This is a genomic window from Limimaricola sp. G21655-S1 (assembly GCF_027213785.1).
In the GTDB taxonomy this organism is placed as follows: Bacteria; Pseudomonadota; Alphaproteobacteria; order Rhodobacterales; family Rhodobacteraceae; genus Limimaricola.
The window spans coordinates 44415-69935 of the sequence record NZ_JAPWGO010000019.1 but is presented as its reverse complement, the minus strand read 5'-3'; the positions used below and the strand labels follow the sequence as shown (position 1 = coordinate 69935).

Here is a 25521-nt window from a genome sequence, read left to right as displayed (position 1 = left end):
CGAAGTACCCTCTCGTCGACAGGAGCATCCAACACCGTGGCCATGACGAAACTGGGGCGCTGATTGGTCCGGATCGGTGCATTCCGCCACGCCATCGCCGCAAGGGGTGGTCGATTCTCGCGTTTGACGGTCTAGGATCGGACAGGGACCGCCGGGACAGGCCGGCAAGATTGGGAGAAACATTCGCCATGACAGAGCACCAGCCTCAGATGGCAGAGCCGGGCTTTCGCGACTCCGTCGACATGATGTTCAACCGCGCCGTGGCGCTGATGGACCTGTCGCCGGGGCTCGAGGAGAAGATCCGCGTCTGCAACGCCACCTACACCGTGCGCTTCGGGGTGCGGCTGCGCGGCCAGATCCACACCTTCACCGGTTACCGCTCGGTGCATTCCGAGCACATGGAGCCCGTGAAGGGCGGCATCCGCTACGCCTCGACCGTGCACCAGGAGGAGGTCGAGGCGCTGGCGGCGCTGATGACCTACAAATGCGCCCTGGTCGAAGTGCCCTATGGCGGCTCCAAGGGCGGCCTCAGGATCGATCCGCGCGATTGGGACGAGCACGAGCTGGAACAGATCACCCGGCGATTCGCCTACGAGCTGGCCAAGCGCGACCTGATCCATCCCAGCCAGAACGTGCCCGCCCCGGACATGGGCACCGGCGAACGCGAGATGGCATGGATCGCCGACCAGTACGCGCGGATGAACACCACCGACATCAACTCCCGCGCCTGCGTCACCGGCAAGCCGCTCAACTCCGGCGGCATCCATGGCCGGGTCGAGGCGACCGGGCGGGGCGTGCAATACGCGCTGCGCGAGTTCTTCCGTCACCCCGAGGACGTGGCCAAGGCCAATCTGTCGGGCAAGCTCGAGGGCAAGCGGGTCATCGTGCAGGGCCTCGGAAATGTGGGCTACCACGCCGCCAAGTTCCTATCCGAGGAGGATGGCGCCAAGATCACCGCGATCATCGAGCGCGACGGTGCGATCACCGATGAGAACGGCCTCGATGTCGAGGCGGTGCATCAGTGGATCGGCAAGCATGGCGGGGTGAAGGACTATCCCGGTGGCACGCATCACGCGGATGGGGCGCGGCTGCTCGAGGCGGAGTGCGACATCCTGATCCCGGCGGCGCTGGAGAGCACGATCAACCTGTCCAACGCGGACCGGATCAAGGCGCCGCTGATCATCGAGGCCGCGAACGGCCCGGTCACCGCCGGGGCCGACGACATCCTGCGCGAGAAGGGCGTCGTGATCATCCCCGACATGTATGCCAATGCCGGCGGCGTCACCGTCTCCTATTTCGAATGGGTCAAGAACCTCAGCCATATCCGCTTCGGCCGGATGGAGCGCCGCGCCGACGAGGCCCGTGCGCAGCTCATCGTCGACGAGCTGGAGCGGCTCTCGAACGATGAGGGGCTGGGCTGGAACCTGTCGAAGAACTTCAAGGAGCGCTACCTGAAGGGCGATGACGAGCTCGAGCTGGTGCGCTCGGGTCTCGATGACACGATGCGCACGGCCTATCAGGCGATGCGGGAGATCTGGCACAACCGCGACGACGTGCCCGACCTGCGCACCGCCGCCTATCTCGTGGCGATCGGCCGGGTGGCGCTGAGCTACCGCTCCAAGGGACTCTGAGACCCGGCGGCGGAGGCGGCATGGACTGGAGCGCGCCGCTCGACGGCTATTGCGAAAGGCTCGGCCCCGGTTTGTGGGCCGAGCCGCTGAACCTCGTCTCCAACGCCGCCTTCGTCATCGCCGCGATCTGGTGCTGGCGCCGCTCCGAGGGGCTGGGCCTGCCACGGCTGCTGTCGGCGCTGCTCTTCATCATCGGCGTCGGTAGCGCGCTGTTCCACTCCTTCGCCACCGTCTGGGCGATGCTGGCGGACGTGCTGCCGATCGCGGTCTTCATCCTCGCCTATGTCTATGCCGCGAACCGGGTGTTCTGGCGCTGGCCCGTCTGGCTTTCGGGGCTGGGTGCCGCCGGTTTCGTGCCATGGGCGCTGCTGCTCACCCCGCTTTTCGCGACGCTGCCCTTCTTCGAGGTCTCGGCCTTCTACTGGCCGGTGCCGCTGCTGATCGCGCTTTACGCGGTGCTGCTGTGGCGGCGCTGGCCGATGGTCGGGCGGGGGATGGCGCTGGGCGCGGGGCTGTTATGCCTGTCGCTGGCCTTCCGCTCGATCGATGAGACCTTGTGCGCGGCAATGCCCGCGGGCACGCATTTCGCCTGGCACGGGCTGAACGGCGTCATGCTGGGCTGGATGATCGAGCTGATCCGCCGGGCGCTGCTTGCGGGACCGCCCGCCGCCCGCTAAAGCCGGGACCGACCAGACAGGAGAGCCCCATGTCGATCGACAACGACACCGCCCGGCGGGTGGCCAAGCTGGCCCGGATCCGGGTCGAGGAGGAGGCGCTGCCCGCGCTCGCCTCCGAGTTCAACACCATCCTCGGCTTCATCGAGCAGCTGCAGGAGGTCGATGTCGACGGCGTCGAGCCGATGACCGGCGTCACGCCGATGCATCTCAAGCGCCGCGACGACGTGGTTACCGATGGCAGCCAGCAGGAGAAGGTCCTCGCCAACGCGCCCGACGCGCGCGAGGGCTTCTTCGCGGTGCCGAAGGTCGTGGAATAAGGGGCGCAGCGATGACCGAACTGACCAAGCTGACCATTGCCTCGGCGCGCGACGCGCTCCGCAAGGGCGAGATTTCCTCGGTCGAGCTGACCGGCGCGCTGAACGCGGCGGTCGACGGCTCCGACAAGCTCAACGCCTATGCGCACAAGACACCCGAGATCGCCGAGGCGCAGGCCCGCGCCGCCGATGCGCGGATCCAGGCGGGCGATGCGCCCGATTTGTGCGGCATCCCCTTGGGTATCAAGGACCTGTTCTGCACCGAGAACACGCCGAGCCAGGCCGCGAGCCGCATCCTCGACGGCTTCCGCCCGCCCTATGAATCCACCGTCACCACACAGCTGTTCCGCGACGGCGCGGTGATGCTGGGCAAGCTCAACATGGACGAGTTCGCGATGGGCTCGTCGAACGAGACCTCGGCCTATGGCGCGGCGGTGAACCCCTGGCAGGCCGATGACGGCGTCGCGCTGACGCCCGGCGGTTCGTCGGGCGGCTCGGCCGCCGCCGTGGCCGCCGATCTGTGCCTCGGCGCCACTGGTACCGACACCGGCGGCTCGATCCGCCAGCCGGCGGCCTTCACCGGCATCACCGGCATCAAGCCGACCTATGGGCGCTGCTCGCGCTTCGGCATCATTGCTTTCGCCTCGTCGCTCGACCAGGCCGGGCCGATGACCCGCGACGTGCGCGACGCGGCGATCATGCTGCGCGCCATGTCGGGCCACGACCCGAAGGATTCGACCTCCGCCGACATCGCCGTCCCGGATTTCGAGGCGATGCTGACCGGCGACATTCGCGGCAAGGTGATCGGCATCCCGCGCGAATACCACGTCGACGGCATGCCGACCGAGATCGAGACCCTCTGGACCCGTGGCACCGAGATGCTGCGCGACGCCGGTGCGCTGATCCGCGACATCTCGCTGCCGCACACGAAATACGCGCTGCCCGCCTATTACGTGATCGCGCCGGCCGAGGCGTCCTCGAACCTCGCGCGCTACGACGGCGTGCGCTTCGGCCACCGCGCCAAGCTGGCGCAGGGCGACGGCATCACCGAGATGTACGAGAAGACCCGCGCCGAGGGCTTCGGAGCCGAGGTGCAGCGCCGCATCATGGTCGGCACCTACGTGCTCTCGGCTGGCTTCTACGACGCCTATTACAACCGCGCCCGCAAGGTCCGCACGCTGATCAAGCGCGACTTCGACCAGGTCTTCGCGGAAGGGGTCGACGCGATCCTGACGCCGGCGACCCCCTCCTCGGCCTTCGGCCTTGGCGCGATGAAGGACGCCGACCCGGTGCAGATGTATCTCAACGACGTCTTCACCGTGACGGTGAACCTTGCCGGTCTGCCGGGGATCTCGGTGCCCGCCGGGCTCGATCACAAGGGCCTGCCGCTCGGCCTGCAGCTGATCGGGCGTCCGTGGGAGGAGGGCGATCTGCTCAACACCGCCTATGCGCTGGAGCAGGCCGCAGGTTTCGTTTCCAAGCCCGCGAAATGGTGGTAACGGGCGCAGTCGATCAGATCAGGGCCGGAGTGACGCCGTGAAACCGCTTGCCTCTCGTATCAACCTCGCAGCCCTTGCGGGCGCCGCCATGGTCCTTTCGGCCTGCGCGGCGCAGCTGCCCGACAGCGGCGCCCGCGCCCAGCGCGAAGCGCAGCTGACGGGTCAGTCCCAGAGCCAGACCGCGACCTTCGGCGCGCCCGCGGGCGGCGCCATCGCCAGCTCCGAGCTGTCGGCGGCGGGCATCGACGTGGAGCGGCGCGGCGGCGTGCAGGCGAGCCCGACCAATGCCGCGCCCGGCGCCGGCGGCGCCGCGATCTCCGACGAGCAGAGCTTCGAGGCGGTGGCGGGGCGCGAGACGATCCAGTCCGACGCCGAACGCCGGGCCCAGCAGGCGGCGGCCTACCAGGTGATCCAGCCCACAGCGCTGCCGCAGCGCGCCGGCGACACCGGGCCGAACATCGTCGAATACGCGCTCAACGCGCCGAACAAGCGCGGTCAGGAGTGGTATTCGCGCTTCATCCTCGGGACCATGGGCAACCGGTTCGAGCGCAATTGCGCCTCCTACCGTTCGCCCGACGAGGCGCAGCGCGATTTCCTGGCGCGCGGCGGCCCCGAGCGCGACCCGAAGGGCATCGATCCCGACGGCGACGGTTTCGCCTGCGGGTGGGACCCGGCGCCGTTCCTTGCGGCGGTCGGCCGCTGAGGGCTCGATGCCCGAGCCGCTGTCCCCGAATCACGGGCCGCGACGCCTTGGCGCGCGGCCCGATCTCGTCGTGATCCACTACACGGCGATGACCAGCCATGACGAGGCACTGGCGCGACTCTGCGACCCGGCGGCCGAGGTCTCGGCGCATTGGCTGATTTCCGGGGCCGGCAAGGTGACGGAGCTGGTGCCCGAGGCACGGCGTGCCTGGCACGCGGGCGCGGGGCGCTGGGGCGCGGTGGAGGACGTGAACTCCCGCTCCATCGGCATCGAACTCTACAACAGGGGCGACCATCCCTTTGCAGGGCCCCAGATGGCGGCGCTCGAAACACTGCTCGCGGGCATCCTCGGGCGTTGGTCGATCCCGCCCGAGCGCGTGATCGGCCATTCCGACATGGCGCCGGGGCGCAAGGACGATCCCGGCCCGCGATTCGACTGGCGCAGGCTGGCGCGGCACGGGCTGTCGGTCTGGCCGCAGCCGAGAGAGGCACGGGGGCCGCAGCCCAGCCCCGCAGGCTTCGACGCGGCCGCGCGCGGTTTCGGCTACACCGCCGAGGTCACCCATGCGCAGCGGCTCGCGGCGTTCCGGCTCCGGTTCCGCCCGCGCGCCACTGGCCCGGTGGATGCGACCGACATGGCGCTGATCGCCGATCTCGCGGCGCGCTTTCCCGTTGACCGGGGCGCGCCCGCACCATAGGTCAGCCGGGCGCGGATGGCTGGATGGCCGCGGGCCTTTTCGGGTTCGAGGAAAGTCCGGACTCCACAAGACACGGTGCCGGGTAACGCCCGGCCGGGGCAACCCGAGGGAAAGCGCCACAGAGAACAGACCGCCTTGGTCAATTCATCGGGGGTTCGCCCCCGGCGAAACCGGGGCAAGGGTGAAACGGTGGGGTAAGAGCCCACCGCGGGACGGGCAACCGGACCGGCACGGCAAGCCCCACCGGGAGCAATGCCAAATAGGGGCCTCGCGCGGGTGCTGATCCGGTCCGCCGGATATCGCCGCAGGGACGTCTGACCCCGAGAGGTCCGGGTTGGCAGCTTCAGGCGCGTTGGCAACAGCGCGTCGAGATGAATGGTCATCGCCGGGGGCGACCCCGGAACAGAATCCGGCTTACAGGCCATCCGCGCAAATCATCGGCCCGTTTCGCGGTTGACAGCGCGAAGCGCACGGTTAAAAGCCGGGGCTCAGACGTATTTACGCGGGCGCCGTCAACGCGCACGCCCCGCGAGCAGGAGAGACGACCATGGCGAAGCCGACGACGATCAAGATCCGCCTGAACTCGACCGCGGGGACCGGCCACTTCTACGTGACCAAGAAGAACGCCCGCACCATGACCGAGAAGATGGTCGTGCGTAAGTACGACCCCGTCAAGCGCGAGCATGTCGAGTACAAGGAAGGCAAGATCAAGTGATCTGAGCCTCCTCGGCAGAGTTCAGGGCCGCGTTCCGAAAAGAGCGCGGCCTTTCTCCATTTCGCGACTTTGTTCCTGAAATACGCCGGGGGAGCCCCGCAGGGGCGGGGGCGGAGCCCCCTCTCGCCCTCTCAGACGCCCAGTCGGTCGCGTAGCGAGAACCAGGTCATCGCCAGCGTCAGCAGCGGCGCACGGTATCGCGCACCGCCCGGAAATTCCGGCACCGGCAGGCCCGAGAAGGTATCGAAGCGCCCGGCCTGTCCGGCCACCGCCTCGGCCATCACCCGACCCGCCATGCCCGACAGGGCCACACCGTGCCCCGAGAAACCGGCTCCCGACAGGATGTTCGGTCCGATCCGCTGCAACGAGGGCAGGCGCGACATGGTGATGCCCAGCGTGCCGCCCCAGACATTGTCGATGCGCACGCCCGACAGTTGCGGGAACAGGCTCTCCATCCGCGTGCGCAGCTTGGTCGTGATATCGGTCGGAAAGCCGATGCCGTAGCTTTCGCGGCCGCCGAAGAGAAAGCGGCGATCCTCGCTCATCCGGTAGTAGTTCACCACGAATCGCGAATCAGCGACGGCGATGTCGCGTGCCAGCACCTCGCGCCAGCGCTCGCCCAGCGGTTCGGTCGCGGCGATGAAGCTGTTGATCGGCATCACCCTAGCCGCCACCTCGGGCATGATGTCGGGCAGGTAGCCGTTGCCCGCGAGGATCACGTGATCCGCCGTCACCCGCCCCTTCGGGGTGTGCAGCACGGCGGCAGCGCCGCGCTCCACCCGCGTGACCTCGGACAGCTCGTGGATCGTGGCGCCGGCGATTTCGGCCTCGCGCGCCAGCGCCCTGGCATAGCGCAGCGGGTGCAGATGGCCCGCGCCTTCGTCGATCAGCCCGCCATGATAGGCCTCGGTCTTCACGAGGGCGCGGATCTCGTTGCGGCCGAGCGGCCGGATGGCGTCGTAGCCATAGGCCGTCGACAGGTGCTCGGCCTCGGCGCGGTCATCGGCCGCCTCGCGCCCCGAATAGGCGCCATGCACCACCCCCGGCAGGTAGCGCGCTTCCGGCGCATGGGTTTCGCAGAAGTCGCGCAGCTGCCGCTTGGCCTCCTCGGCGAGCTCCCACAGCTGCCGGGCCGGGCTTTCGCCGAGGCGCTGCTCCAGCCAGAGCTGCCCCTTGTTGAAGCCGGACCCGACCTGACCGCCATTGCGCCCCGAGGCCCCGAAACCGGCGCGATGCGCGTCGAGCACGACGACGTCGAGACCCGCCCGTGCAGCGGTCAGCGCCGCCCAGAGGCCGGTGAAGCCCGCCCCTACGATCGCAAGGTCGCAGCGGCGGTCGCCACTCAGCGGCGCACGGTCGGCCGCGGGCCCGGCCGAGGCCACGTACCAGCTGCGCGGCATCTGGCCGGGGCGGTCGTTGCGATAGAGCGGGTTCATACGTTCAGGAGCAGGTGCTGACGCTCCCACGGGCTGATCACCTGCAGGAACTCGTTGTATTCGGCCCGCTTGACGATCGAGTAGACCCGCACGAATTCCGGTCCGAGCACCTCGTGCAGCTCCTTCGCCCCGTCGAACAGGTCGAGCGCGGCGTAGAGCCCTTGCGGGATCTCGTCGGCGGCCTCGTAGGCATCGCCCCGGAACCGCTTGTCGGGCCAGATCTCGTTCTTCATGCCCAAGTATCCGCAGGCGAGGGAGGCGGCGATGCAGAGATACGGGTTGCAGTCCATCCCGGCGAGCCGGTTCTCGACGCGGCGCGCCTGCGGTGGCGAGATCGGCACCCGGATGCCGGTGGTGCGGTTGTCGCGGCCCCATTCGAGGTTGATTGGCGCAGCGTGGTCGCGCACGTAGCGGCGGAACGAGTTCACATAGGGCGCGATCATCGCGATCACGCTCGGCATGTGCTCCTGCAGACCGCCGATGAAGTTGAAGAAGGCGTCGGTCTCGCCGCCTTGCGGGCCGGTGAACAGGTTGCGCCCCTTGGCGTCGATGATCGAGTGGTGGACATGCATGGCCGAACCGGGCTCGCCCTCGATCGGCTTGGCCATGAATGTGGCGAAGCAGTCATGCTTCAGCGCCGCCTCGCGGATCAACCGCTTGAAGAAGAACACCTCGTCGGCGAGCTTCACCGGGTCGCCATGGCGCAGGTTGATCTCGAGCTGGCCGGCGCCGCCCTCTTGCGTGATGCCGTCGATCTCGAAGCCCTGGATCTCGGCATATTCGTAGATGTCGTCGATCACGGGGCCGTATTCGTCCACCGCGGTCATCGAGTAGGCCTGCCGCGCGGCGGCGGGGCGGCCGGTGCGGCCCAGCATCGGCTCGATCGCCTTGGCCGGGTCGACGTTCTTGCCGACGAGGTAGAACTCCATTTCGGGTGCCACCACCGGGGTCCAGCCCTCGGCCTTGTAGAGATCGACGACGCGCTTCAGGACGTTGCGCGGCGCGCAGCCGACCGGTCGGCCCTTCTGGTCATAGGCGTCGTGGATCACCTGCAGCGTGCCGTCGGCGGCCCAGGGCGCAGCGGTGGTGGTGGCGAGGTCGGGCTTGAGGATCATGTCGGGCTCGACGAAGCCCTCCGGGCCCGCCGCCTCGCCCCAATCCCCGGTGATGGTCTGGAAGAAGATCGAGTTCGGCAGGTGGAAGAACTGCTGCTTCTCCCACTTTGCCGCGGGGACCGCCTTGCCCCGGGCGATGCCCGGCAGGTCGGCGATCACGCACTCCACCTCGTCGAGGCGGTGCTGGTCGAGATAGAGGCGGGCGGCTTCGGGGATCTCGTCGATCCAGTTCATGCGGCCCCCTTCAGCACGCGGGCCATGCGCGCGGCCAGCACGTCGGCATCGACCGGCTTGTCGAGATTGGCGAGCGCCTCGTCGATCTGCTCCTGCGGCACCACGCCGATGGCGCGGGTCGTGGCGAGCCCCTCGATGAAGCGGGCGCCGAATTCGGGATGCGGTTGGACGGTGAAGACGTGGTCGTCCCAGGCCAGCGCCGCATGGGCGCAGAAATCGTTCGAGGCAACGACACGCGCGCCCTCGGGGCGCTCGACCACTTGGTCCTGATGCCAGGCGTTGAGCGCGATCTCACGGCCTTCGAAGTCATAGGTCTTGCGGCCCACCGACCAGCCCCGGTCGAACTTCTCAACCCGGCCGCCGAGCGCCTGCGCGATGATCTGGTGGCCGAAGCAGACGCCCACGAGCGGCATCCGTTTCCCGTGAATCTCCCGGATCAACGCCTCCAGCGGCGCGATGAAGGGATGGTCCTCGTAGGCGCCGTGCTTGGAGCCGGTGATGAGCCAGCCGGCGCAGTCCTCCGGGCCGTCCGGAAACTCCATCGCCTCCACATCGTAGCGACGGAAGGCGAAGCCATGCCCGTCGAGCAGCCGCTCGAACAGGTCCGAATAGTCGCCAAGTTCCGGGCGCAGCGCGTCTGGCGCATGGCCTGTTTCGAGTATGCCGATCTGCATGAAGCACCGTGTCTGTGAATACCACGGAAGCTAGACCGGGCAGGGGGCCGGGGCAAGCGGTGCGCGTCTCAGCGCATCAACAACCCGAAGCCCCGCGCCCGGCGCGGCGCCGCGCTTGGCAGGTGGCGGTTCAGGCGCCGCCCGATCATCCCCATCACGCCGATCACCACCAGCGTCAGCAGCACGAAATACCCCGCGAGGATCGGGTAGGGCACGAAGGGGTTGAAGGTCTTGTCCGCGAAATAGGAGGCGTAGTAGAGCGCGTCGCCCTGCTGCCGCGACGCGGGAAAGCCCGAGAAGAACACCAGCGTCGTGGCGTGGAACAGGAAGATCGCCTCGTTGGTGTAGGCGGGCCATGCCAGCCGCAGCGTGGTGGGCCAGATCACCCGGCGGAACTTGCTCCAGCCCGACAGCCCGTAGGCGTCCGCCGCCTCGACCTCGCCGCGGGGCACCGAGCGCAGCGCGCCGTAGAAGATCTCGCCCGAATATGCGGCGGTGTTGAAGAACAGCACCACGGCGGCGCCGAGCCATGCGGAGGTCAGCGCGTCGAAGGCCGGGACCTGCCCCTTGAGCGACAGGAACAGGAAATAGGCGAAGAAGAACTGGATGAAGAGCGGCGAGCCGCGAAACAGGAAGATCACCCACTCGGCGGGCTTGCGGAACCATGGCGAGGCCGAGGCCTTGCCCACCGCGAGCGCGGTGGCGAGCGCGAAGCCCGACAGGAGCGCCACGATGCCGAAATAGACGTTCCAGATCATGCCCGAACCGATCAGCACGAATTGCTGGCACAGCGTGAAATCCGAGCGCGGCAGCAGCCGCTCGCCATAGCCGAGCGAGCGCAGCCCGTAATCCATGAGGGTGTCGTAGCAGATCATGGCGGGCCCGCCTTGTTCATGCCGATGGGTCCGGTGCGCTTGTGGTTGGCGAGCGTCTCCTGCCCGTGGCTGAGCCGCAGCATGATGCGGTCGAGCACGATCTCGGAGATCCGGGTGAAGCCGAGATAGAAGACCAGCAGGAACAGGAAGTACCACATCCGCCAGTCGCCATGCGGGTAGTCGGTGAATTGCGGCGTCTTGGTCGAGCCGAGCTCGCGGGCCCAGTAGACGATGTCCTCGACGCCCAGGAGGAACAGCAGCGGCGAGGCCTTGATCAGCACCATCCACAGATTCGAGAGACCGGGCAGGGCATAGACCCACATCTGTGGCACCAGGATACGGCGGAACACCTGCGCGCGGGTCATGCCATAGGCCTCGGCGGTCTCGATCTGGGGACGGGGGACGGCGCGCATCGCGCCGAACAGCACGTTGGCCGCGAAGGCGCCGAAGACGAGGGCGAAGGTGAAGACGGCGAGCCAGAAGCCGTAGACCTCGTGCACCCATTGGGCCGAGGTCGAGAGCGGCATCTTGGCCTCGGCGCAGACGATGAAATCGTTGCCCTGCCGGATCGGCTGGTCCCAATCGGGGCATTTCGCCTTGTGGCGCAGCCATTCGATGCCCTGGTCGAGCGCGATCACGAAGAACAGGAAGAAGGCGATGTCGGGCACGCCGCGCACCACGGCGATGTAGCCGCGGCCCAGCCACGACAGCGGCGCGAAGCGCGAGCGCGCCGCTACCGCGCCGCCGAAGCCGAACAGCAGCGCCACCGGGGCGGTGATCGCCAGCAGCAGCAGCACGGTGCCGAAGGCGCCATAGAAGGCGAGGTGCTTGCCCGTGGTCAGGTAGCACATCAGCCAGCTCAGGCCGGACAGCGTTTCGGGATCGGCGCAGGATGCGAACATGGGGGCTCTCTAGCGGGGCGGCGCGGGGCCGCCCCGCAGGTCAGGTCACTCGAAGGTCTTGGCGTCTTCGCCGAACCACTTGAGGATCAGCTCGTTGAGCGAGCCGTCATCCTTCATCGACTGGATCGCCGCGTCGAGCTTGTCGCGCAGCTCGGCGTCGCTCTCGCGCAGGCCGACGCCGATGCCGTCGCCCAGCGGCACGTCCTCGCCCACGAAGATCAGCTCGCCGCCCGAGGATTCGACGATCGGCGCGAGGAAGTCCTTGTCGGCGAAGACCGCGTCGGCCTCGCCGTTGCGCACCGCGGCCACGGCCTCGTCGGGGGTCGCGAATTCCAGAAGCGCGGCGCCGCTATCGGCGACATGGCCGGCCTGGATCGTGGTCGCCTGCGCCGAGATCACGCCGCCCTCGAGGTCCACGTCCTCGGAGGGCGCGGCATAGGCGGAGGCGGCGGGCGGGAAGTAGTTCTGCGTGAAGTCGATGACCTCGTCGCGCTCGTCGGTGATGCTCATGCCCGCGATGATCGTGTCGTAGTTGCCCGACACGAGGTTCGGAATGATCGAGTCCCAATCATTGGTGACCCATTCGCAGGAAAGCTCGGCGCGGGCGCAGATCTCGTCGCCGACCTCGCGCTCGAACCCGTCGACCTCGCCGGCATCGTTGAGGAAGTTGTACGGAGGGTAGGCGCCCTCGGTGCCCATGCGCACGGTCTGCATGTGGCTTTCGGCCAGCGCGGCACCGGCGCTCAGGGCGAGCGCAGCGGTGGTGAGGATCAGCGTCTTCATCTTGGGGTGGTCTCCTGTTGGGGAAAGAACCGCGCCCGCTCTCAGGCGGGCTGCGGATGCGGGGCGGAATGCGACAGGAATTGCCGCAGCCGCTCTGACTTTGGGTTGCCGAACAGCTCGGCGGGCGGGCCCTGCTCCTCGATCAGGCCCTGGTGCAGGAACACCACGTGGTCGGCCACGTCATGCGCCATGCGCATGTCATGGGTAACGATGATCATGGTGCGGCCCTCTTCGGCGAGGTCCTTGATCACGCGCACCACCTCCTGCTCCAGTTCGGGGTCGAGCGCCGAGGTCGGCTCGTCGAACAGCAGAGCGCGCGGCTCCATGCACAGCGCGCGGGCGATCGCGGCGCGCTGCTGCTGGCCGCCCGAAAGCTGCGCGGGCCAGGCATCCGCCTTGTCGCCGATGCCGACCTTGTCGAGATATTCGCGCGCCTTGGCCTCGACCTCGGCCCGGTCGCGGCCCAGCACCGTCACCGGCGCCTCCATGACGTTCTGCAGGATCGTCATATGGGCCCAGAGGTTGAACTGCTGGAACACCATGGCGAGGTTGGTGCGGATGCGCGTCACCTGCTTGGGGTCGGCGGGGCGGCGATGCAGCCCCTGACCCTTCCAGCGCACCGGCTCGCCCTCGAAGATCACCTCGCCCTGCTGGCTGTCCTCAAGCAAGTTGCAGCAGCGCAGCAGCGTCGACTTGCCCGATCCCGAGGAGCCGATCATCGACACGACGTGCCCGGCGGGCGCGCTGATGTCCACGCCCTTGAGAACCTCGAGGGACCCGTAGGATTTATGCAGATCGCGGATCTCGATGACCGGTTTGGTGTCGCTCACGTGCTCTCATGTCCCCTGTCTGGCGAGAGAGTAGGGGACAGTTTCGCAAGAAATGCAACGGGGCCTAGCCCTTTGCCCCGGCGTCAGGCACGCCACGGAAAATCGGTTTTCTCAACTTTGCATTCGTCCTGCGGCGCGTTGGCGGGCGCGGGCGCTGTCGGGATCCGAGACGCCGAGCATTGGCGCGACCATCCGCATCAGCGCGTCCTCCTCCTCGTCGCGCTGCCCATCGGCCAGAACCACCTCCCACAGCGCCTCGATCACCGCCTCGCGCTCCTCGTAGGAGACCGCATCCTTGATCGCGCGGGTAAAGCGCACCGTGTCGGGGGCCTCCGCCTCCATGACCTCGCAATCGGCTCGCAGCGCCGCGGCCGCGCCGTCGCTCAGGGCGTAGCGCGTCCCGAGGATCCGGTCGATGCGCCGCGCCTCCTCGGCGCTGTACTGCCCGTCGGCGCGGGCAATCCGCACCAAAAGTGCACCCAGCGCGAGACGCGCATCGGCATCGGGAAGGCGCTCGGGCGCGGGATCGGTGAGGCGGCGGATGAGATCTGCAAACATGGGAGCGAATATAGCCGCCCCCGGCCCGGGGAAAAGGGCTCAGCGCTGCGGCATCAGCGTCGCGAAGCGCGCGCTCAGCCATTGCGCCTGCGCGTGGAAGCCGTAGGGCGGGTTGACCACGAAGAGGCCCGAGCCGGTCATGCCATGCCCGGCGCGGGCCGGGGGAAAGGCGACCTCGTGGCGCACGCCGTCGGGAATGTCGCGCTCTAGCGTCCGCAGCATCGGCGCGTGCGGCGCGTCGCGCAAAAGGGGGTACCACAGCACGAGGGTGCCGACCGGCCATTTCTTCGAAATCCGCCGCATCGCCTGCGGGATGGCGCGGTAATCCTCCTTGATCTCCCAACTCGGGTCGATCAGCAGCACGCCACGCCTCGGCTCCGGCGGGGTCAGCGCCACCGCCATCTCTATGCCGTCGCGGCGGTGCACCTGGGCGCGGCCCGCCATGGCGGCCTGCAGTGCCGCGTGTTCCTGCGGATGCAGCTCGGCGAGGTGCAGCCGGTCGTCGGCGCGCAGCAGCCGCGCCGCGATCTCGGGTGAACCCGGATAGGCATGGGCGCCGTGCTCGGCACGGGTCGCCTCCAGAACCCGGGCATAGGGGTGGTCGGGGGCGAACCAGCCCGCCACCCGGGCGATGCCCTGCGCCGCCTCGCCGGTCTTGGCGGCCTCGGCCGCGTCGAGCCTGTAGAGCGCGCGCCCCGCATGGCTCTCGATATAGCTCAGCGGTTTCGGCTTGCGCGTCAGATAGGCGAGCATCCATGCCAGCAGCGCGTGCTTGTGCACATCGGCGAGGTTCCCGGCGTGATAGGCGTGCTGGTAGGACAGCATGGGCGTCTCCTTCGGGCCCCGCACTAGCGGCGGGGCGGGCGCGGGGCAAGCCGTGGCCCGCACGTCGAGCGCGCTAGGGAGTTGCCCGCGCGCCACGCGTGCGGGGGATATGCCTGCGCGGTTTGCCTCGCCGCCCGCGCGGCGTATCTTTCGGGCCAAGCCTCATCGAAAAGGACCCGTCATGCGCCGCCTCCCGCTTCTCGCCATCGCCCTCGCACCTCTGCCTGCCATGGCGGGGGCGCTGGATCAGCCGGTCGCCGATCCGGTCATCGTGCCCGCCGCGCCCGCACCGGCGGCCCACGGCCGGGTGCTCGCCTTCACGCTGCGCGGCGGCGTCGCGGTCTCGCCGGAGTATTTCGGCTCGGATGATTACCAGACCGGCCCGGATCTCGGTTTCGCGCTCGACCGGCTGCGCTTCGGCCCCCTCGACATCGGGAATGACGACCCGGATTTCGTCTCGACCGGCTTCGGGCTGCGCGGCTCGTTCCGCTATATCGGCGAGCGCGACGCCGATGATGTCGACGGCGTGGCCGGGCTCGACGACGTCGATGCGGCGCTGGAGCTGGGTCTGGGCGCGGGATACGACACCCGCAATTTCGGCGTTTTCGCGGATGTCCGGCGCGGTTTCGGCGGGCATGAAAGCTTCGTGGCCGAGCTGGGCGCCGACGTCTATGCCTACCCGACCGAGCGGCTGACCCTGCGCGCCGGGCCGCGCGCGCTCTTCGCCGAGGACGACTACGCCCAGACCTATTTCGGCACGCCGGGCTTCGATGCCGATGGCGGGCTGATCTCGGCCGGCGTCGAGGTCGGCGGCATCTACGCGTTCAGCGAGGACTGGGGGCTCGACGGCGCCGTCACCTATGAGCGGCTGCTGAACGACGCCGCCGACAGCCCCATCACCGAGGATGAGGAACAACTCGGCGCGCGGCTGGGGATCACCCGGCGGATCGATTTCCGGTTCTGAATCAGGCGGGCTTTGTCCCTCGGCTGCACGGCATGGCCTGGGGGCGGGCCTCGCGCCGCATCTCGTTACGGTCGAACGGGACACTTGAAGCAAATATGAAAAGGGCCGGTCCTCTCGGACCGGCCCTTTCGAATTCCGAAGACGCCGTACTCAGACCAGCCGCGAGGTTTCCACGGCGGCGCGCACGAAATCGGCAAAGAGCGGATGCGGCGCGAAGGGCTTGGATTTCAGCTCAGGATGGAACTGTACGCCGATGAACCACGGATGGTCCTTCCACTCGACGATCTCGGGCAGGCGGCCATCGGGCGACATGCCCGAGAAGCACAGCCCCTTGGCCTCGAGCGCTTCGCGATACTTGGTGTCGACCTCGTAGCGGTGACGGTGGCGCTCTTCGATGCGGCTCGCACCGTAGACCTCGGCGACGCGGCTGCCCTCGGCCAGCGCGGCGGTGTAGGCGCCGAGCCGCATCGTGCCGCCCTTGTCGTCGGTCACTGCCCGCTCGACCACGTGGTTGCCCTGAATCCACTCCTTGAGGTGGTAGACGACCGGCTCGAAGCGGCGCTTGCCGGCCTCGTGGTCGAACTCCTCCGATCCGGCGGTCTTGAAGCCCGCCACGTTGCGCGCCGCCTCGATCACCGCGAGCTGCATGCCGAGGCAGATGCCCAGATAGGGAATACCGCGCTCACGCGCGAACTGGGCTGTCTTGATCTTGCCCTCGGTGCCGCGCTCGCCAAAGCCGCCGGGCACGAGAATCGCATGGTAGCCCTCGAGATGTGGGGCTGGGTCCTCCTGGTCGAAGCGCTCGCTGTCGACCCATTCGACCGTCACGCGCACCCGGTTGGCCATGCCGCCATGGGTCAGCGCCTCCTTGATCGACTTGTAGGCGTCCTCGAGCTGCACGTATTTGCCGACGATCGCGACCTTCACCTCGCCCTCGGCATGGGTCAGTCGGTCGTTCACGTCGTGCCAGCGCGCGAGGTTCGGCTTGGGCGCGGGCGCGATGCCGAAGGCGTCGAGCACGGCCTGGTCGAGCCCCTCGCGGTGATAGGCCAGCGGCGCCTCGTAGATCGATTTGAGGTCGTAGGCCGCGATCACACTCTCCTTGCGCACGTTGCAGAAGAGGCCGATCTTCTCGCGCTCTTTTTCCGGGATCGGGTGCTCGGAGCGGCAGACCAGCACGTCGGGCGCGATGCCGATCGAGCGCAGTTCCTTGACCGAGTGCTGCGTCGGCTTGGTCTTCAGCTCGCCGGAGGCGGCGACATAGGGCAGCAGCGTCAGATGCATGAAGATGCACTGGCCGCGCGGCCGCTCCTGCGCGAATTGGCGGATCGCCTCGAAGAAGGGCAGACCCTCGATGTCGCCGACCGTGCCGCCGATCTCGCAGAGCTGGAAATCGACCTCGTCGGCGCCGATCGAGAGGAAGTCCTTGATTTCGTTGGTGACGTGCGGGATCACCTGGATCGTCTTGCCGAGGTAGTCGCCGCGGCGTTCCTTCTCCAGCACGTTCGAATAGATCCGGCCCGACGACACGCTGTCGGTGCGCCGCGCCGCGACGCCGGTGAAGCGCTCGTAATGGCCGAGATCGAGATCGGTCTCGGCGCCGTCATCGGTGACGAAGACCTCGCCATGCTCGAACGGGCTCATCGTACCGGGATCGACGTTGAGATAGGGGTCGAGCTTGCGCAGCCGGACCGTGTAGCCGCGCGCCTGCAAGAGCGCACCCAGCGCCGCCGAGGCCAGTCCCTTGCCGAGCGAGGAGACAACGCCGCCGGTGATGAAGATGTAACGCGCCATGGTCGGAAGTACCCCGTGATCGTCGAATGAGCATCGAATGGAAGACTGCCGCGAAACGAAGGCTTCGCGGCATCACGGGATTTGAGGATATCCGGATTCGGCCCGTGACCGCAACCGGGGGCGCAAGATCATGTGGCCGAAATCGGCCAACGCCCAGTGGTTGTGGGTGGCCTTTACTCGGCCAGCGGCACGACGGGGCCGTCGGTCGGCGCGGGCGGCAGCAGGCTGTCACCCAGATCGGTGGCGGGCGCATCCTCTTCCGCCGGGGTCCCGGCGGTCAGCCGGTCGAGCACCGAACCGCCGGCCGAGTTCTCGGCGGCGATGATCGTCAGCGCGATCGAGGTGACGATGAAGGCCGCGGCGAGGCCCCAAGTGACCTTGCCCAGCGCGGTCGCGGCCGCGCGGCCCGACATCACGCCGCCGCCGCCACCGCCCATGCCGAGGCCGCCGCCTTCGGAACGCTGCAGCAGAACCACGCCGATCAGCGACAAGGCGAGGATCAGGTGGACGATCAGGACGACGTTTTCCATGCGGACCTCTGCGTGCGGCGGGGTGGGGCGGAACGCGCCGTATCTAGAAGAGGGCGGCCTCTGTCGCAACCCCGAAGTGGGCGGGGCCGGAGGTCGCGGGCCAGTTTGCGGTTTCGCGGAGCCGCGCCCGGCGCTATAGGGACGCCGGATTGAAAGACCGGAGAGGGTACGTCCATGGCGAATGTGGTGGTCGTCGGCACCCAGTGGGGCGACGAGGGCAAGGGCAAGATCGTGGACTGGCTGTCCGAGCGCGCCGACGTGATCGCGCGGTTCCAGGGCGGTCATAACGCGGGCCACACGCTGGTCGTCGGTGGCGAGGTCTACAAGCTGCACGCGCTGCCCTCCGGCGTCGTGCGCGGCGGCAAGCTCTCGGTGATCGGCAATGGTGTCGTGCTCGACCCCTGGCATCTTCTGAAGGAGATCGAGGGCATTCGCGGCCAAGGCGTCGAGATCACGCCCGAAACGCTGATGATCGCCGAGAACACGCCGCTCATCCTGCCCTTCCACGGTGAGCTCGACCGGGCACGTGAGGGGCTCAACACCGTCGCCAAGATCGGTACCACCGGGCGCGGCATCGGGCCCGCCTATGAGGACAAGGTCGGCCGCAGGGCGATCCGCGTCGCCGACCTCGCCGACGACGCGACGCTCGAACTGCGCGTCGACCGGGCGCTGGTGCATCACAACGCGCTGCGCGCCGGTCTCGGGCTCGAACCGATCGACCGCGACGCTGTGCTGGCGCAGCTGCGCGAGATCGCGCCGGCGATCCTCGAATACGCGGCCCCCGTCTGGAAGGTGCTGACCGAGCGCCGCCGCGCCGGGGAGCGGATCCTGTTCGAAGGCGCGCAAGGCGCGCTGCTCGACATCGATTTCGGCACCTATCCCTTCGTTACCTCCTCGAACGTGATCTCGGGGCAGGCCGCCACCGGCACCGGCATCGGCCCGGGCGCGATCGACTTCGTGCTGGGCATCGTCAAGGCCTATACCACCCGCGTCGGCGAGGGCCCGTTCCCGACCGAGCTGCACGATGATGACGGCCAACGGCTAGGCGAGCGCGGTCACGAGTTCGGCACCACCACGGGGCGCAAGCGTCGCTGCGGCTGGTTCGACGCCTGCCTGGTGCGCCAGACCTGCGCCACCTCCGGCGTGTCGGGCATCGCGCTGACCAAGCTCGACGTGCTCGACGGCTTCGAGACGCTGAAGATCTGCACCGGCTACGAGCTGGATGGCGAGCGCTACGATTACCTGCCCACCGCCGCCGATCGTCAGGCGCGCTGCACCCCGATCTACGAGGAGATGCCGGGCTGGCAGGAAAGCACCGCGGGCGCGCGCAGCTGGGCCGATCTGCCGGCGCAGGCGATTAAGTACATCCGCCGCATCGAGGAGCTGATCCAGTGCCCGGTGGCGATGGTCTCGACCAGCCCCGAGCGTGACGACACGATCCTCGTCACCGATCCTTTCTCGGACTGAGGCGGGCATGGCGCGAAAGCTCAGCCACAAGGCGCGGCGACGTCTGTCGCTCCTGATTCTGCTGGTCGGCCTGCCGGGCTACATCGTGGTGGCGATCACGCTGGTCGGGCTGATCGAGCGGCCCTCGATCCTGGTCGAGCTGGCGATCTATGTCAGCCTCGGCCTGGTCTGGGCGTTGCCGTTCCGACGGATCTTTCTCGGCGTCGGCAAGGCCGATCCGGAAGAGCGCGACGACGGCTGAGACCGGCGTCGAGTCGAAACGCGAAAAAGGGCGGCACCGTGCGGTGCCGCCCTTTTTCGCATGTCATGTGGCCAAGCTCAGCCGGCGCGGCGCTGCGGGTTGAAGCGGCTCGACGGCGCCACGGCGAAGCGGCCGCTGCGCACCCGCGTCAGCGCACCCTGCCGCAACAGCGTGCCGAAGCTGCGCAGCCCGTCCTCGCGGCTGACCGGTTCCGGGCTGGCCTCGCGCACCCGCTCCATCAGTTGCGGGCGCGAGACATCCTCGGCCCCCTCGATGAAGGCGGCATAGGCGGCGGCGGCTTCGAGAAGTTCGCCCAGCTCCTGCGCGCCCATTCGCGCCGCGAAGGCCGAGAAGCTCTCGGAAGGGGTCGGGGCCGAGATCGGCTCCGCACTGGCTGCGGGGCGGGCGGGCTGCGGCGCCGGTTCGCTGGCATCGGCGACGGAGACCCGGCGCGGCCGCACCGGTGCGGCGCGCTCCTGCGAGGGCGCGTCGCTCAGATCGACGCGCTGGGCGGCAACCAGCTTGAGCGGCGCGGGGCGCGGCCGCTCGGGCCGGGCCTCTGCGGCCTCGTCGTGACCGCGCGGCGGCAGCGCCGGTCGGCGCGGCCGGACCGCTTGGCGCAGATCGTCGCGGAACGCTTCCTCCACCTTTGCGGGGCGTTCCACATCTCCCAGCCGGCGGGCGGCCTCGGTGGCGGCGACGGCGGCCTTGAGCTGCGAGATCGATTCGCGGCGGCGGCCAGTTTCGGGGTCCGCCATGCGGGCATCCGTGGCGGACATGATGCGCGACAGGTCCGCCTCGTCGGTGGCCAGCGCATGATGCGCCGCCGACCGGGCCGCGCCCGCGACATCGTCCTGCGGTGCCTCGACCTTGACCTCGGCTTCGACGGCCTCGTCTTCATCGGGTTTGGCCTCGGCCGAAGTCTCGGTCGGTGCCGCCGCGTCGTCCTGATCCTCATCCTCGTCCGACAGCGCCGCCACCGCGGCTTCGAGATCGGCATCCGCATCACGGGTTTCGATTTCGGCGCTCTCGGCCTCGCTCTCCGGGACGGACGATTCGTCTGCCGCGATCTCCTGGGAGGCGGGGCCATCCTGGCCGACGCCCATCTCGCGCTCCAGCGCCGCCAGCTCTTCGAGCAACGCCCGCTCGGCCTCGGCCGACAGGTCCGCGTCCTCGCTGGTCGAAGGCGTCATGTCCTCCTGCGAGGTTTCGGCGGCGGCTGCCGTCTCATCCGTCTCGCGTGCGGCCTCCTCGGCGCCCTGCCGTGCAAGGGCCTCCATGATGTCGGCGTCGGCATCCGCGTCGTCGGAAACCGCGTCCGAGGCTTCGGCTTGGGATGGCGCGGCTTCGGTCGCCTCGCTCACGGCCCGATGCGCTTCACCGCGCGCGACGGCGCGTTCGAAATCGGCCTTGCGCATCCGCACCACGCGGGCGCGTGCCGGGCGCGCCGCGTCGGTCTGTTCCGCCGCCGGCTCGCTCGACTGGGCCGAAGAGGATTCGGCCTCCGCGGGCTCCTGCTTCTGCTCCTTCTCCGCTGCGGGCTCGGTCGCGGCCGGTTGCGGAGCGGCGGGCCTGGGGGTCCGGACGGGGGCGGTGTCGAACAGCCCGGCGGCGGGGCGCTGGCGGGAGGCGGGCGCGATGTCCTCCTCCTCCTCATCGCTGGCAAAGGAAGGCTGGCGGCCGACCACGGCGCGGATGCGCTGTAGCTTGGCCGCGACGCTGTCGCCATCCATGGCCGGGCGCTGCGGGGCAGGGCGCGGCTGCGCCGGGGCGGGCGCCTGCTCGGCGGTTTCGGGACGCGGCGCCCCCTGCGGCGCGGCGGGGCGTTCCGCCTGGGCGGGTTGCTGGGTCGGCTGCGGCTCGGCCTCGCGCGGCGCCTCGGCGGCGGGCTGCGGCACGGGTTCCGCCTGCGGCTCGTCCTGCTCCTGCGCTTCGGGCGCGGGGGCCGGCTGGGCCTGCGGAGCGGGTTGCGCGGAAGGCTGGGGCGCCGGGCTGGCCGTCGGGGCCATCGGCGGCAGGGCCTGACCCGCGCGCAACACGATGCCGCTCGATTCGGTGCGGGCCTCGACCCGGCGTGCGACCTCGCGTTCGGCGATGCGCGCCAGCATCTCAGCATCCGGGGTCGGGGGTTCGGCCCCGAAGTAACGGTCATCGGCGGCCAGATCGCGGAAATACTCGGCGATGGCCTTCATCGTGTCGAACGAGTCGTCGAACCCCTCCAGCGTGCAGGAAAAGGTCCCGTAGGACACCGTGAGTATCTTGCTTGATCCAACCATCTGAGTGCTCGCTTTCTACCCTGTCCGTCCCGATGTAGCAGTGAATAGGTTTGAAACGGGATCACGACATGGGTGGCCGTGGGATGATTTCATGGCAAAACCGCGGCCGACCGTTTGGTTCGCGGGGATGATGGGGGAAGGCCGTGACGATTGTCCAGTGCGCCAATGAGGTTACTCTATTGGGGGGCGGGGCCCTCGGCGAGGGGGACCTCGCGCTGGCTCTGGCGCGCGCGCCGGTGCTCGTCGCGGCCGATGGCGGCGCGCGCCACGCCGCCGCTGCCGGGCTGGAGCCCCGCGCCGTGATCGGCGACATGGACAGCCTCGGCGATGCCGCCGCCCGTTTCGCCGACCGGCTGCACGAGATCGCCGAGCAGGACAGCACCGATTTCGACAAGGCGCTCAGGAGCATCGAGGCGGGGTTGGTGCTGGCGGTGGGCTTTACCGGCGGTCGTCTGGACCACGAGTTGGCGGCGTTTCACGTGCTCGCGGCGCGGCCCGACCGGCGCTGTCTGCTGATCGGTACCGAGAGCCTGGTGTTTCTCTGCCCGCCCGAGATCGCGCTCGACATCATGCCGGGACAGCCCTTCTCGCTGTTCCCGATGGGCGAGGTCGGCTGCGTCTCCGAGGGGCTGCGCTGGCCCACGGCGGGCATCGCCTTCTCGCCGGCGCAACGCATCGGCACCTCGAACGAGGTGACCGGGCCCGTGCGGCTGCGGGTCGACGCGCCTTTGATGCTGGCCATCGCGCCGCGCGCCGCGCTCGACGCGGTGCTGGCGGGACTCAAGAGTGCGCCGGAGGGCTGGCCGCCGCGCTGAGCGCACATGCTCCCCGCGCGAGGTCAACCCGGCGCGCAGCCTTGCGGGCTTTGCAAAACCGGCCCCAGCCGTTATCTGCACCAGCATCCCCGCCTCGGCCCCAATATCGTCAGGAATCGCCAGTGACCGAAAGCTTCGAGACCCCAGGCCCCGTGGAGCGCGACTGGTCCGACGCGATCAGCCCGATCGAGGAGATCATCAACGACGCGCGCAACGGGCGCATGTTCATTCTCGTCGATCACGAGGACCGCGAGAACGAAGGCGACCTGGTGATCCCGGCGCAGATGGCGACGCCCGACGCGATCAACTTCATGGCCACCCATGGCCGCGGCCTGATCTGCCTGTCGATGCCGGGCTCGCGCATCGATGCGCTGGGGCTGCCCTTGATGTCCACCAACAACTCCTCGCGCCACGAGACCGCCTTCACGGTCTCGATCGAGGCGCGCGACGGCGTCTCGACCGGCATCTCGGCGCATGACCGGGCGCTCACCGTGGCGGTGGCGATCGACGCCTCGAAGACCGCCGCCGACATCGCCACGCCGGGCCACGTGTTCCCGCTGCGCGCCCGCGAGGGCGGGGTGCTGGTGCGCGCCGGTCATACCGAGGCCGCCGTCGACATCTCGCGTCTCGCGGGGCTGAACCCCTCCGGGGTGATCTGCGAGATCATGAAGGAGGACGGGACCATGGCCCGTCTGCCCGACCTCGTCGCCTTCGCGCAGAAGCACGCGCTCAAGATCGGCACGATCAGCGACCTGATCGCCTATCGCCGGCGCCACGACAACCTCGTGCGGCTGCGCGACGAGCAGCAGATCCAGAGCGAGTTCGGCGGCGACTGGACCCTGCGCGTCTACACCGACACCACCCAGGGCGCCGAGCACATCGCGCTGATCAAGGGTGACATCTCGGGCGATGCGCCGGTGCTGACGCGGATGCACACGCTCGATCCGATGCTCGACGTGGTGGGCACCGGCCCCAAGGGCCGGGCACGTGAATTCGGCGACGCGATGCAGGTCATCGCCGAAGAAGGGCGCGGCGTGCTGGTGCTCCTGCGCGACCTGCACATGAAACTCGCCACCACCGAGGAGCATTCGCCGCACGTGCTCCGGCAATACGGTCTCGGCGCGCAGATCCTCTCGGCCCTCGGCCTGTCGCGGATCGTGCTGCTGACCAACTCCCCCAAACCCCGCGTGGTCGGGCTCGACGCCTACGGGCTCGAGATCATCGACACCCGCAAGATCTCGGAGATCGGATGATGGCCGGCCCCACCCACCACGCGCTCGCGCGTCCCGAATTCGACGAGGGTCCCAAGATCCTCATCGTCGTCGCCCCCTATTACAAGGACATCGCCGACAATCTCGTCGCCGGTGCCATGGCCGAGGTCGAGGCCGCTGGCGGCACCTACGAGGTCGTCGAGATGCCGGGCGCGCTGGAACTGCCCTCGGCCATCGGCATCGCCGCCCGGATGGGCGAATATGACGGCTTCGTCGCGCTGGGCTGCGTGATCCGCGGCGAGACCACGCATTACGACACCGTGTGCAACGACAGCTCGCGCGGTCTGACGCTGCTGGGCCTGCAGGGGATCTGCATCGGCAACGGCATCCTGACCGTCGAGAATTACGAGCAGGCGGCGGTGCGCGCCGATCCGCAGGGTCAGAACAAGGGCGGCGGCGCGGCGGCGGCTGCGCTGCATCTCGTCGCGCTGTCGCGCAAGCTCGCGCGCAAGGACAAGGGCCTCGGCTTCACCGCCGATCGGCTGGGAGAGGGCTGATGGCCGAATCGAACACCCAGAAGCGGCGCATGCGCTCGGCCTCGCGGATGTATGCGGTGCAGGCGCTGTTCCAGATGGAGGCCGCGGGCCAGACCGTCGACCGGGTGATGCGCGAGTTCGAAACGCATCGCTTCGGCGCCACCTATGACGAGGTGGAGTGGGAGGAGGGCGATCTCGCCACCTTCCGCAACCTGATGGAGGGCGCGGTCGAAGAGCAGGCCAAGATCGACCAGATGACCCATCGCGCGCTGGTCGCCAAATGGCCGATCGCGCGGATCGACCCGACGCTCAGGGCGCTGTTCCGTGCGGCCGGGGCCGAGCTGCTCGGCAAGGTGACGCCGCCCAAGGTGGTGATCGTGGAGTTCGTGGAGATCGCCAAGGCGTTCTACCCCGATGGCAAGGAATCGAAATTCGTCAACGCCGTGCTCGATCACATGGCGCGGGAGGCGCGGCCGGAGGCGTTCTGACCGGCCCAGGAGCATCGCATTTCGAGGGGCGCGGCCGCTGGCTGCGCCCTTTTGCATGTCGGCAGCCGGAGGGGATTGCGGATAATGCGCCGCAGAGCGGCTCGGAACTAAAGATTGTCGATCTCGCACCCCGTGGCCTCACGCATCCTCTCTGCCACGATCCGGCGATGGCAGCCCTTGGCGCAGGCCTCGAAGCACAGCAGCGCCGCGTGCCGCTCCCGGGCGATGGCTATTGCCAAGGCAAGGCCGTCCTGCGCCTCGGGCGACTGCATATGCGCGTCGAAGATCGCTTCCATTTCGGTGATGCGGCCCCGACGGGCCGCTTCCCGCCCCGGCTTGGGCGTGCCGAGCCCCCGCAGATGCTCGTAGGCGATGCCCTCGGCCTCCAGCGACGCGCGCAGCATGGTCTTGGAGAACCCGGCCCGCCGCGAGGCAGCCACGGCCCGGACATCGATGACCACCTCCACGCCCGCGATGCGCAGCTTCGCGATCACCTCCGGCAGCGTCGCGGATTCGTATCCGATGGTCGAGAGAATCATGTCCCAGCCTCCAAGGCGGCAGCCTCAGGCATATCATGACATTCAGGGTGCTCCGAAGCCGCACGGCAGTTGCCGCGCCATCGGACCTCGGGGCTATGTCATGGGCTCGCTGGAAAGGTGGCGGGAACCGCAGCGACCGTAGGGGTGAGAATTCCCGGGGACCTGTGTATACAGGTGGGCGCCAGGTAATCG

27 protein-coding genes and 1 other RNA gene are annotated in these 25521 nt (G+C 68.7%); 15 read left to right on the top strand and 13 right to left on the bottom strand.

The features are described from left to right. The first annotated feature begins 188 nt into the window (after positions 1–188). The 8 genes from O4G76_RS16500 (at position 189) to rpmG (ending at position 6236) form a co-directional block, all read left to right on the top strand. Positions 189–1631 (top strand): Glu/Leu/Phe/Val dehydrogenase, encoded by a 1443-nt coding sequence (locus O4G76_RS16500; protein ID WP_373568047.1) that lies wholly within the window; start codon positions 189–191, stop codon positions 1629–1631. A 20-nt stretch (positions 1632–1651) separates the two neighbouring features. Beyond that, positions 1652–2308: a ceramidase domain-containing protein gene (locus O4G76_RS16495; protein WP_269398345.1), complete on the top strand. Its 657-nt coding sequence runs from the start codon at positions 1652–1654 to the stop codon at positions 2306–2308. 29 nt (positions 2309–2337) lie between these two features. Then, positions 2338–2625, top strand: coding sequence for an Asp-tRNA(Asn)/Glu-tRNA(Gln) amidotransferase subunit GatC (gene gatC / locus O4G76_RS16490; RefSeq protein ID WP_269398344.1), 288 nt, complete (start codon positions 2338–2340; stop codon positions 2623–2625). Positions 2626–2636: 11 nt separating this feature from the next. Further along, entirely contained in the window at positions 2637–4121 is a 1485-nt protein-coding gene (gene gatA / locus O4G76_RS16485) for an Asp-tRNA(Asn)/Glu-tRNA(Gln) amidotransferase subunit GatA (protein ID WP_269398343.1), read from the top strand. An 88-nt stretch (positions 4122–4209) separates the two neighbouring features. Next, positions 4210–4824 carry a hypothetical protein gene (locus O4G76_RS16480; RefSeq protein ID WP_306467353.1) on the top strand — a complete coding sequence of 205 codons (615 nt, stop codon included), beginning with the start codon at positions 4210–4212 and terminating at the stop codon, positions 4822–4824. 7 nt (positions 4825–4831) lie between these two features. Beyond that, complete coding sequence (locus O4G76_RS16475) at positions 4832–5521, top strand: N-acetylmuramoyl-L-alanine amidase (RefSeq protein ID WP_269398341.1); 690 nt, start codon at positions 4832–4834, stop codon at positions 5519–5521. 11 nt (positions 5522–5532) lie between these two features. After that, an RNA gene (rnpB, locus tag O4G76_RS16470) (RNase P RNA component class A) lies at positions 5533–5954 on the top strand. Positions 5955–6068: 114 nt separating this feature from the next. After that, entirely contained in the window at positions 6069–6236 is a 168-nt protein-coding gene (gene rpmG, locus O4G76_RS16465) for a 50S ribosomal protein L33 (protein WP_017928995.1), read from the top strand. Between the two features lie 131 nt (positions 6237–6367). Here rpmG and O4G76_RS16460 read toward each other — a convergent pair whose 3' ends face one another. The 9 genes from O4G76_RS16460 to O4G76_RS16420 form a co-directional block, all read right to left on the bottom strand. Beyond that, a complete protein-coding gene (locus O4G76_RS16460; RefSeq protein ID WP_269398340.1) occupies positions 6368–7672 on the bottom strand; it encodes an FAD-binding oxidoreductase in 1305 nt (434 codons plus the stop codon). Next, positions 7669–9021, bottom strand: coding sequence for a glutamine synthetase family protein (locus O4G76_RS16455; RefSeq protein WP_269398339.1), 1353 nt, complete (start codon positions 9019–9021; stop codon positions 7669–7671). The genes O4G76_RS16460 and O4G76_RS16455 overlap by 4 nt, the downstream gene beginning before the upstream one ends. Next, complete coding sequence (locus tag O4G76_RS16450) at positions 9018–9695, bottom strand: type 1 glutamine amidotransferase (RefSeq protein ID WP_269398338.1); 678 nt, start codon at positions 9693–9695, stop codon at positions 9018–9020. The genes O4G76_RS16455 and O4G76_RS16450 overlap by 4 nt, the downstream gene beginning before the upstream one ends. Before the next feature lie 68 nt (positions 9696–9763). After that, positions 9764–10570: an ABC transporter permease gene (locus tag O4G76_RS16445; RefSeq protein ID WP_269398337.1), complete on the bottom strand. Its 807-nt coding sequence runs from the start codon at positions 10568–10570 to the stop codon at positions 9764–9766. Continuing rightward, complete coding sequence (locus tag O4G76_RS16440; RefSeq protein WP_269398336.1) at positions 10567–11472, bottom strand: ABC transporter permease; 906 nt, start codon at positions 11470–11472, stop codon at positions 10567–10569. The genes O4G76_RS16445 and O4G76_RS16440 overlap by 4 nt, the downstream gene beginning before the upstream one ends. 45 nt (positions 11473–11517) lie before the next feature. Next, positions 11518–12255, bottom strand: a complete 738-nt coding sequence (locus tag O4G76_RS16435) for a transporter substrate-binding domain-containing protein (protein WP_269398335.1) — start codon at positions 12253–12255, stop codon at positions 11518–11520. A gap of 41 nt (positions 12256–12296) precedes the next feature. After that, on the bottom strand, positions 12297–13085 hold the full coding sequence (locus O4G76_RS16430; protein WP_269398334.1) for an amino acid ABC transporter ATP-binding protein: 789 nt from the start codon (positions 13083–13085) through the stop codon (positions 12297–12299). Positions 13086–13196: 111 nt separating this feature from the next. Next, complete coding sequence (locus O4G76_RS16425; RefSeq protein WP_269398333.1) at positions 13197–13643, bottom strand: TerB family tellurite resistance protein; 447 nt, start codon at positions 13641–13643, stop codon at positions 13197–13199. A gap of 39 nt (positions 13644–13682) precedes the next feature. Then, on the bottom strand, positions 13683–14468 hold the full coding sequence (locus tag O4G76_RS16420) for a 23S rRNA (adenine(2030)-N(6))-methyltransferase RlmJ (protein WP_269398332.1): 786 nt from the start codon (positions 14466–14468) through the stop codon (positions 13683–13685). A gap of 181 nt (positions 14469–14649) precedes the next feature. On the opposite strand from O4G76_RS16420, the gene O4G76_RS16415 reads away from it, so the two are divergent. Beyond that, complete coding sequence (locus tag O4G76_RS16415) at positions 14650–15432, top strand: MipA/OmpV family protein (RefSeq protein WP_269398331.1); 783 nt, start codon at positions 14650–14652, stop codon at positions 15430–15432. Positions 15433–15582: 150 nt separating this feature from the next. On the opposite strand, the gene O4G76_RS16410 is transcribed toward O4G76_RS16415, so the two are convergent. Together O4G76_RS16410 and secG are read right to left on the bottom strand one after the other, a co-directional pair. Next, positions 15583–17226 carry a CTP synthase gene (locus O4G76_RS16410; protein WP_085896047.1) on the bottom strand — a complete coding sequence of 548 codons (1644 nt, stop codon included), beginning with the start codon at positions 17224–17226 and terminating at the stop codon, positions 15583–15585. A gap of 173 nt (positions 17227–17399) precedes the next feature. Then, complete coding sequence (gene secG, locus O4G76_RS16405) at positions 17400–17756, bottom strand: preprotein translocase subunit SecG (protein ID WP_269398330.1); 357 nt, start codon at positions 17754–17756, stop codon at positions 17400–17402. A 174-nt stretch (positions 17757–17930) separates the two neighbouring features. Between secG and O4G76_RS16400 the strand changes: the two genes are divergently transcribed. Both O4G76_RS16400 and O4G76_RS16395 read left to right on the top strand, forming a co-directional pair. Next, positions 17931–19223 (top strand): adenylosuccinate synthase, encoded by a 1293-nt coding sequence (locus tag O4G76_RS16400; RefSeq protein WP_269398329.1) that lies wholly within the window; start codon positions 17931–17933, stop codon positions 19221–19223. A 7-nt stretch (positions 19224–19230) separates the two neighbouring features. Beyond that, complete coding sequence (locus O4G76_RS16395) at positions 19231–19464, top strand: DUF2842 domain-containing protein (protein ID WP_269398328.1); 234 nt, start codon at positions 19231–19233, stop codon at positions 19462–19464. A gap of 77 nt (positions 19465–19541) precedes the next feature. Here the strand turns inward: O4G76_RS16395 and O4G76_RS16390 are convergent, their stop codons facing one another. Beyond that, a complete protein-coding gene (locus tag O4G76_RS16390; RefSeq protein ID WP_269398327.1) occupies positions 19542–21713 on the bottom strand; it encodes a hypothetical protein in 2172 nt (723 codons plus the stop codon). Between the two features lie 170 nt (positions 21714–21883). Here O4G76_RS16390 and O4G76_RS16385 point away from each other — a divergent pair, with 170 nt between their 5' ends. The 4 genes from O4G76_RS16385 (at position 21884) to nusB (ending at position 24790) form a co-directional block, all read left to right on the top strand. Beyond that, complete coding sequence (locus O4G76_RS16385) at positions 21884–22555, top strand: thiamine diphosphokinase (protein WP_269398326.1); 672 nt, start codon at positions 21884–21886, stop codon at positions 22553–22555. Between the two features lie 122 nt (positions 22556–22677). Continuing rightward, positions 22678–23808, top strand: coding sequence for a 3,4-dihydroxy-2-butanone-4-phosphate synthase (gene ribB / locus O4G76_RS16380; protein ID WP_269398325.1), 1131 nt, complete (start codon positions 22678–22680; stop codon positions 23806–23808). Continuing rightward, positions 23808–24323, top strand: coding sequence for a 6,7-dimethyl-8-ribityllumazine synthase (locus O4G76_RS16375; RefSeq protein ID WP_269398324.1), 516 nt, complete (start codon positions 23808–23810; stop codon positions 24321–24323). The genes ribB and O4G76_RS16375 overlap by 1 nt, the downstream gene beginning before the upstream one ends. Next, positions 24323–24790, top strand: a complete 468-nt coding sequence (gene nusB / locus O4G76_RS16370) for a transcription antitermination factor NusB (RefSeq protein ID WP_085896039.1) — start codon at positions 24323–24325, stop codon at positions 24788–24790. Before O4G76_RS16375 ends, nusB begins: the two co-directional genes overlap by 1 nt. Positions 24791–24897: 107 nt before the next feature. Here the strand turns inward: nusB and O4G76_RS16365 are convergent, their stop codons facing one another. After that, the gene (locus O4G76_RS16365; protein WP_269398323.1) at positions 24898–25329 is read right to left on the bottom strand and encodes a DUF488 family protein; all 432 of its coding nucleotides are present in this window, start codon (positions 25327–25329) and stop codon (positions 24898–24900) included. Positions 25330–25521: the final 192 nt, after the last annotated feature.

What these genes read in the sequence shown, in the direction of transcription:
- O4G76_RS16500 (WP_373568047.1), top strand. Translation starts at nt 189, where the DNA reads ATGACAGAGCACCAGCCTCAGATGGCAGAGCCGGGCTTTCGCGACTCC.
- O4G76_RS16495 (WP_269398345.1), top strand. Translation starts at nt 1,652, where the DNA reads ATGGACTGGAGCGCGCCGCTCGACGGCTATTGCGAAAGGCTCGGCCCC.
- gatC (WP_269398344.1), top strand. Translation starts at nt 2,338, where the DNA reads ATGTCGATCGACAACGACACCGCCCGGCGGGTGGCCAAGCTGGCCCGG.
- gatA (WP_269398343.1), top strand. Translation starts at nt 2,637, where the DNA reads ATGACCGAACTGACCAAGCTGACCATTGCCTCGGCGCGCGACGCGCTC.
- O4G76_RS16480 (WP_306467353.1), top strand. Translation starts at nt 4,210, where the DNA reads ATGGTCCTTTCGGCCTGCGCGGCGCAGCTGCCCGACAGCGGCGCCCGC.
- O4G76_RS16475 (WP_269398341.1), top strand. Translation starts at nt 4,832, where the DNA reads ATGCCCGAGCCGCTGTCCCCGAATCACGGGCCGCGACGCCTTGGCGCG.
- rpmG (WP_017928995.1), top strand. Translation starts at nt 6,069, where the DNA reads ATGGCGAAGCCGACGACGATCAAGATCCGCCTGAACTCGACCGCGGGG.
- O4G76_RS16460 (WP_269398340.1), bottom strand. Translation starts at nt 7,672, where the DNA reads ATGAACCCGCTCTATCGCAACGACCGCCCCGGCCAGATGCCGCGCAGC.
- O4G76_RS16455 (WP_269398339.1), bottom strand. Translation starts at nt 9,021, where the DNA reads ATGAACTGGATCGACGAGATCCCCGAAGCCGCCCGCCTCTATCTCGAC.
- O4G76_RS16450 (WP_269398338.1), bottom strand. Translation starts at nt 9,695, where the DNA reads ATGCAGATCGGCATACTCGAAACAGGCCATGCGCCAGACGCGCTGCGC.
- O4G76_RS16445 (WP_269398337.1), bottom strand. Translation starts at nt 10,570, where the DNA reads ATGATCTGCTACGACACCCTCATGGATTACGGGCTGCGCTCGCTCGGC.
- O4G76_RS16440 (WP_269398336.1), bottom strand. Translation starts at nt 11,472, where the DNA reads ATGTTCGCATCCTGCGCCGATCCCGAAACGCTGTCCGGCCTGAGCTGG.
- O4G76_RS16435 (WP_269398335.1), bottom strand. Translation starts at nt 12,255, where the DNA reads ATGAAGACGCTGATCCTCACCACCGCTGCGCTCGCCCTGAGCGCCGGT.
- O4G76_RS16425 (WP_269398333.1), bottom strand. Translation starts at nt 13,643, where the DNA reads ATGTTTGCAGATCTCATCCGCCGCCTCACCGATCCCGCGCCCGAGCGC.
- O4G76_RS16420 (WP_269398332.1), bottom strand. Translation starts at nt 14,468, where the DNA reads ATGCTGTCCTACCAGCACGCCTATCACGCCGGGAACCTCGCCGATGTG.
- O4G76_RS16415 (WP_269398331.1), top strand. Translation starts at nt 14,650, where the DNA reads ATGCGCCGCCTCCCGCTTCTCGCCATCGCCCTCGCACCTCTGCCTGCC.
- O4G76_RS16410 (WP_085896047.1), bottom strand. Translation starts at nt 17,226, where the DNA reads ATGGCGCGTTACATCTTCATCACCGGCGGCGTTGTCTCCTCGCTCGGC.
- secG (WP_269398330.1), bottom strand. Translation starts at nt 17,756, where the DNA reads ATGGAAAACGTCGTCCTGATCGTCCACCTGATCCTCGCCTTGTCGCTG.
- O4G76_RS16400 (WP_269398329.1), top strand. Translation starts at nt 17,931, where the DNA reads ATGGCGAATGTGGTGGTCGTCGGCACCCAGTGGGGCGACGAGGGCAAG.
- O4G76_RS16395 (WP_269398328.1), top strand. Translation starts at nt 19,231, where the DNA reads ATGGCGCGAAAGCTCAGCCACAAGGCGCGGCGACGTCTGTCGCTCCTG.
- O4G76_RS16375 (WP_269398324.1), top strand. Translation starts at nt 23,808, where the DNA reads ATGGCCGGCCCCACCCACCACGCGCTCGCGCGTCCCGAATTCGACGAG.
- nusB (WP_085896039.1), top strand. Translation starts at nt 24,323, where the DNA reads ATGGCCGAATCGAACACCCAGAAGCGGCGCATGCGCTCGGCCTCGCGG.
- O4G76_RS16365 (WP_269398323.1), bottom strand. Translation starts at nt 25,329, where the DNA reads ATGATTCTCTCGACCATCGGATACGAATCCGCGACGCTGCCGGAGGTG.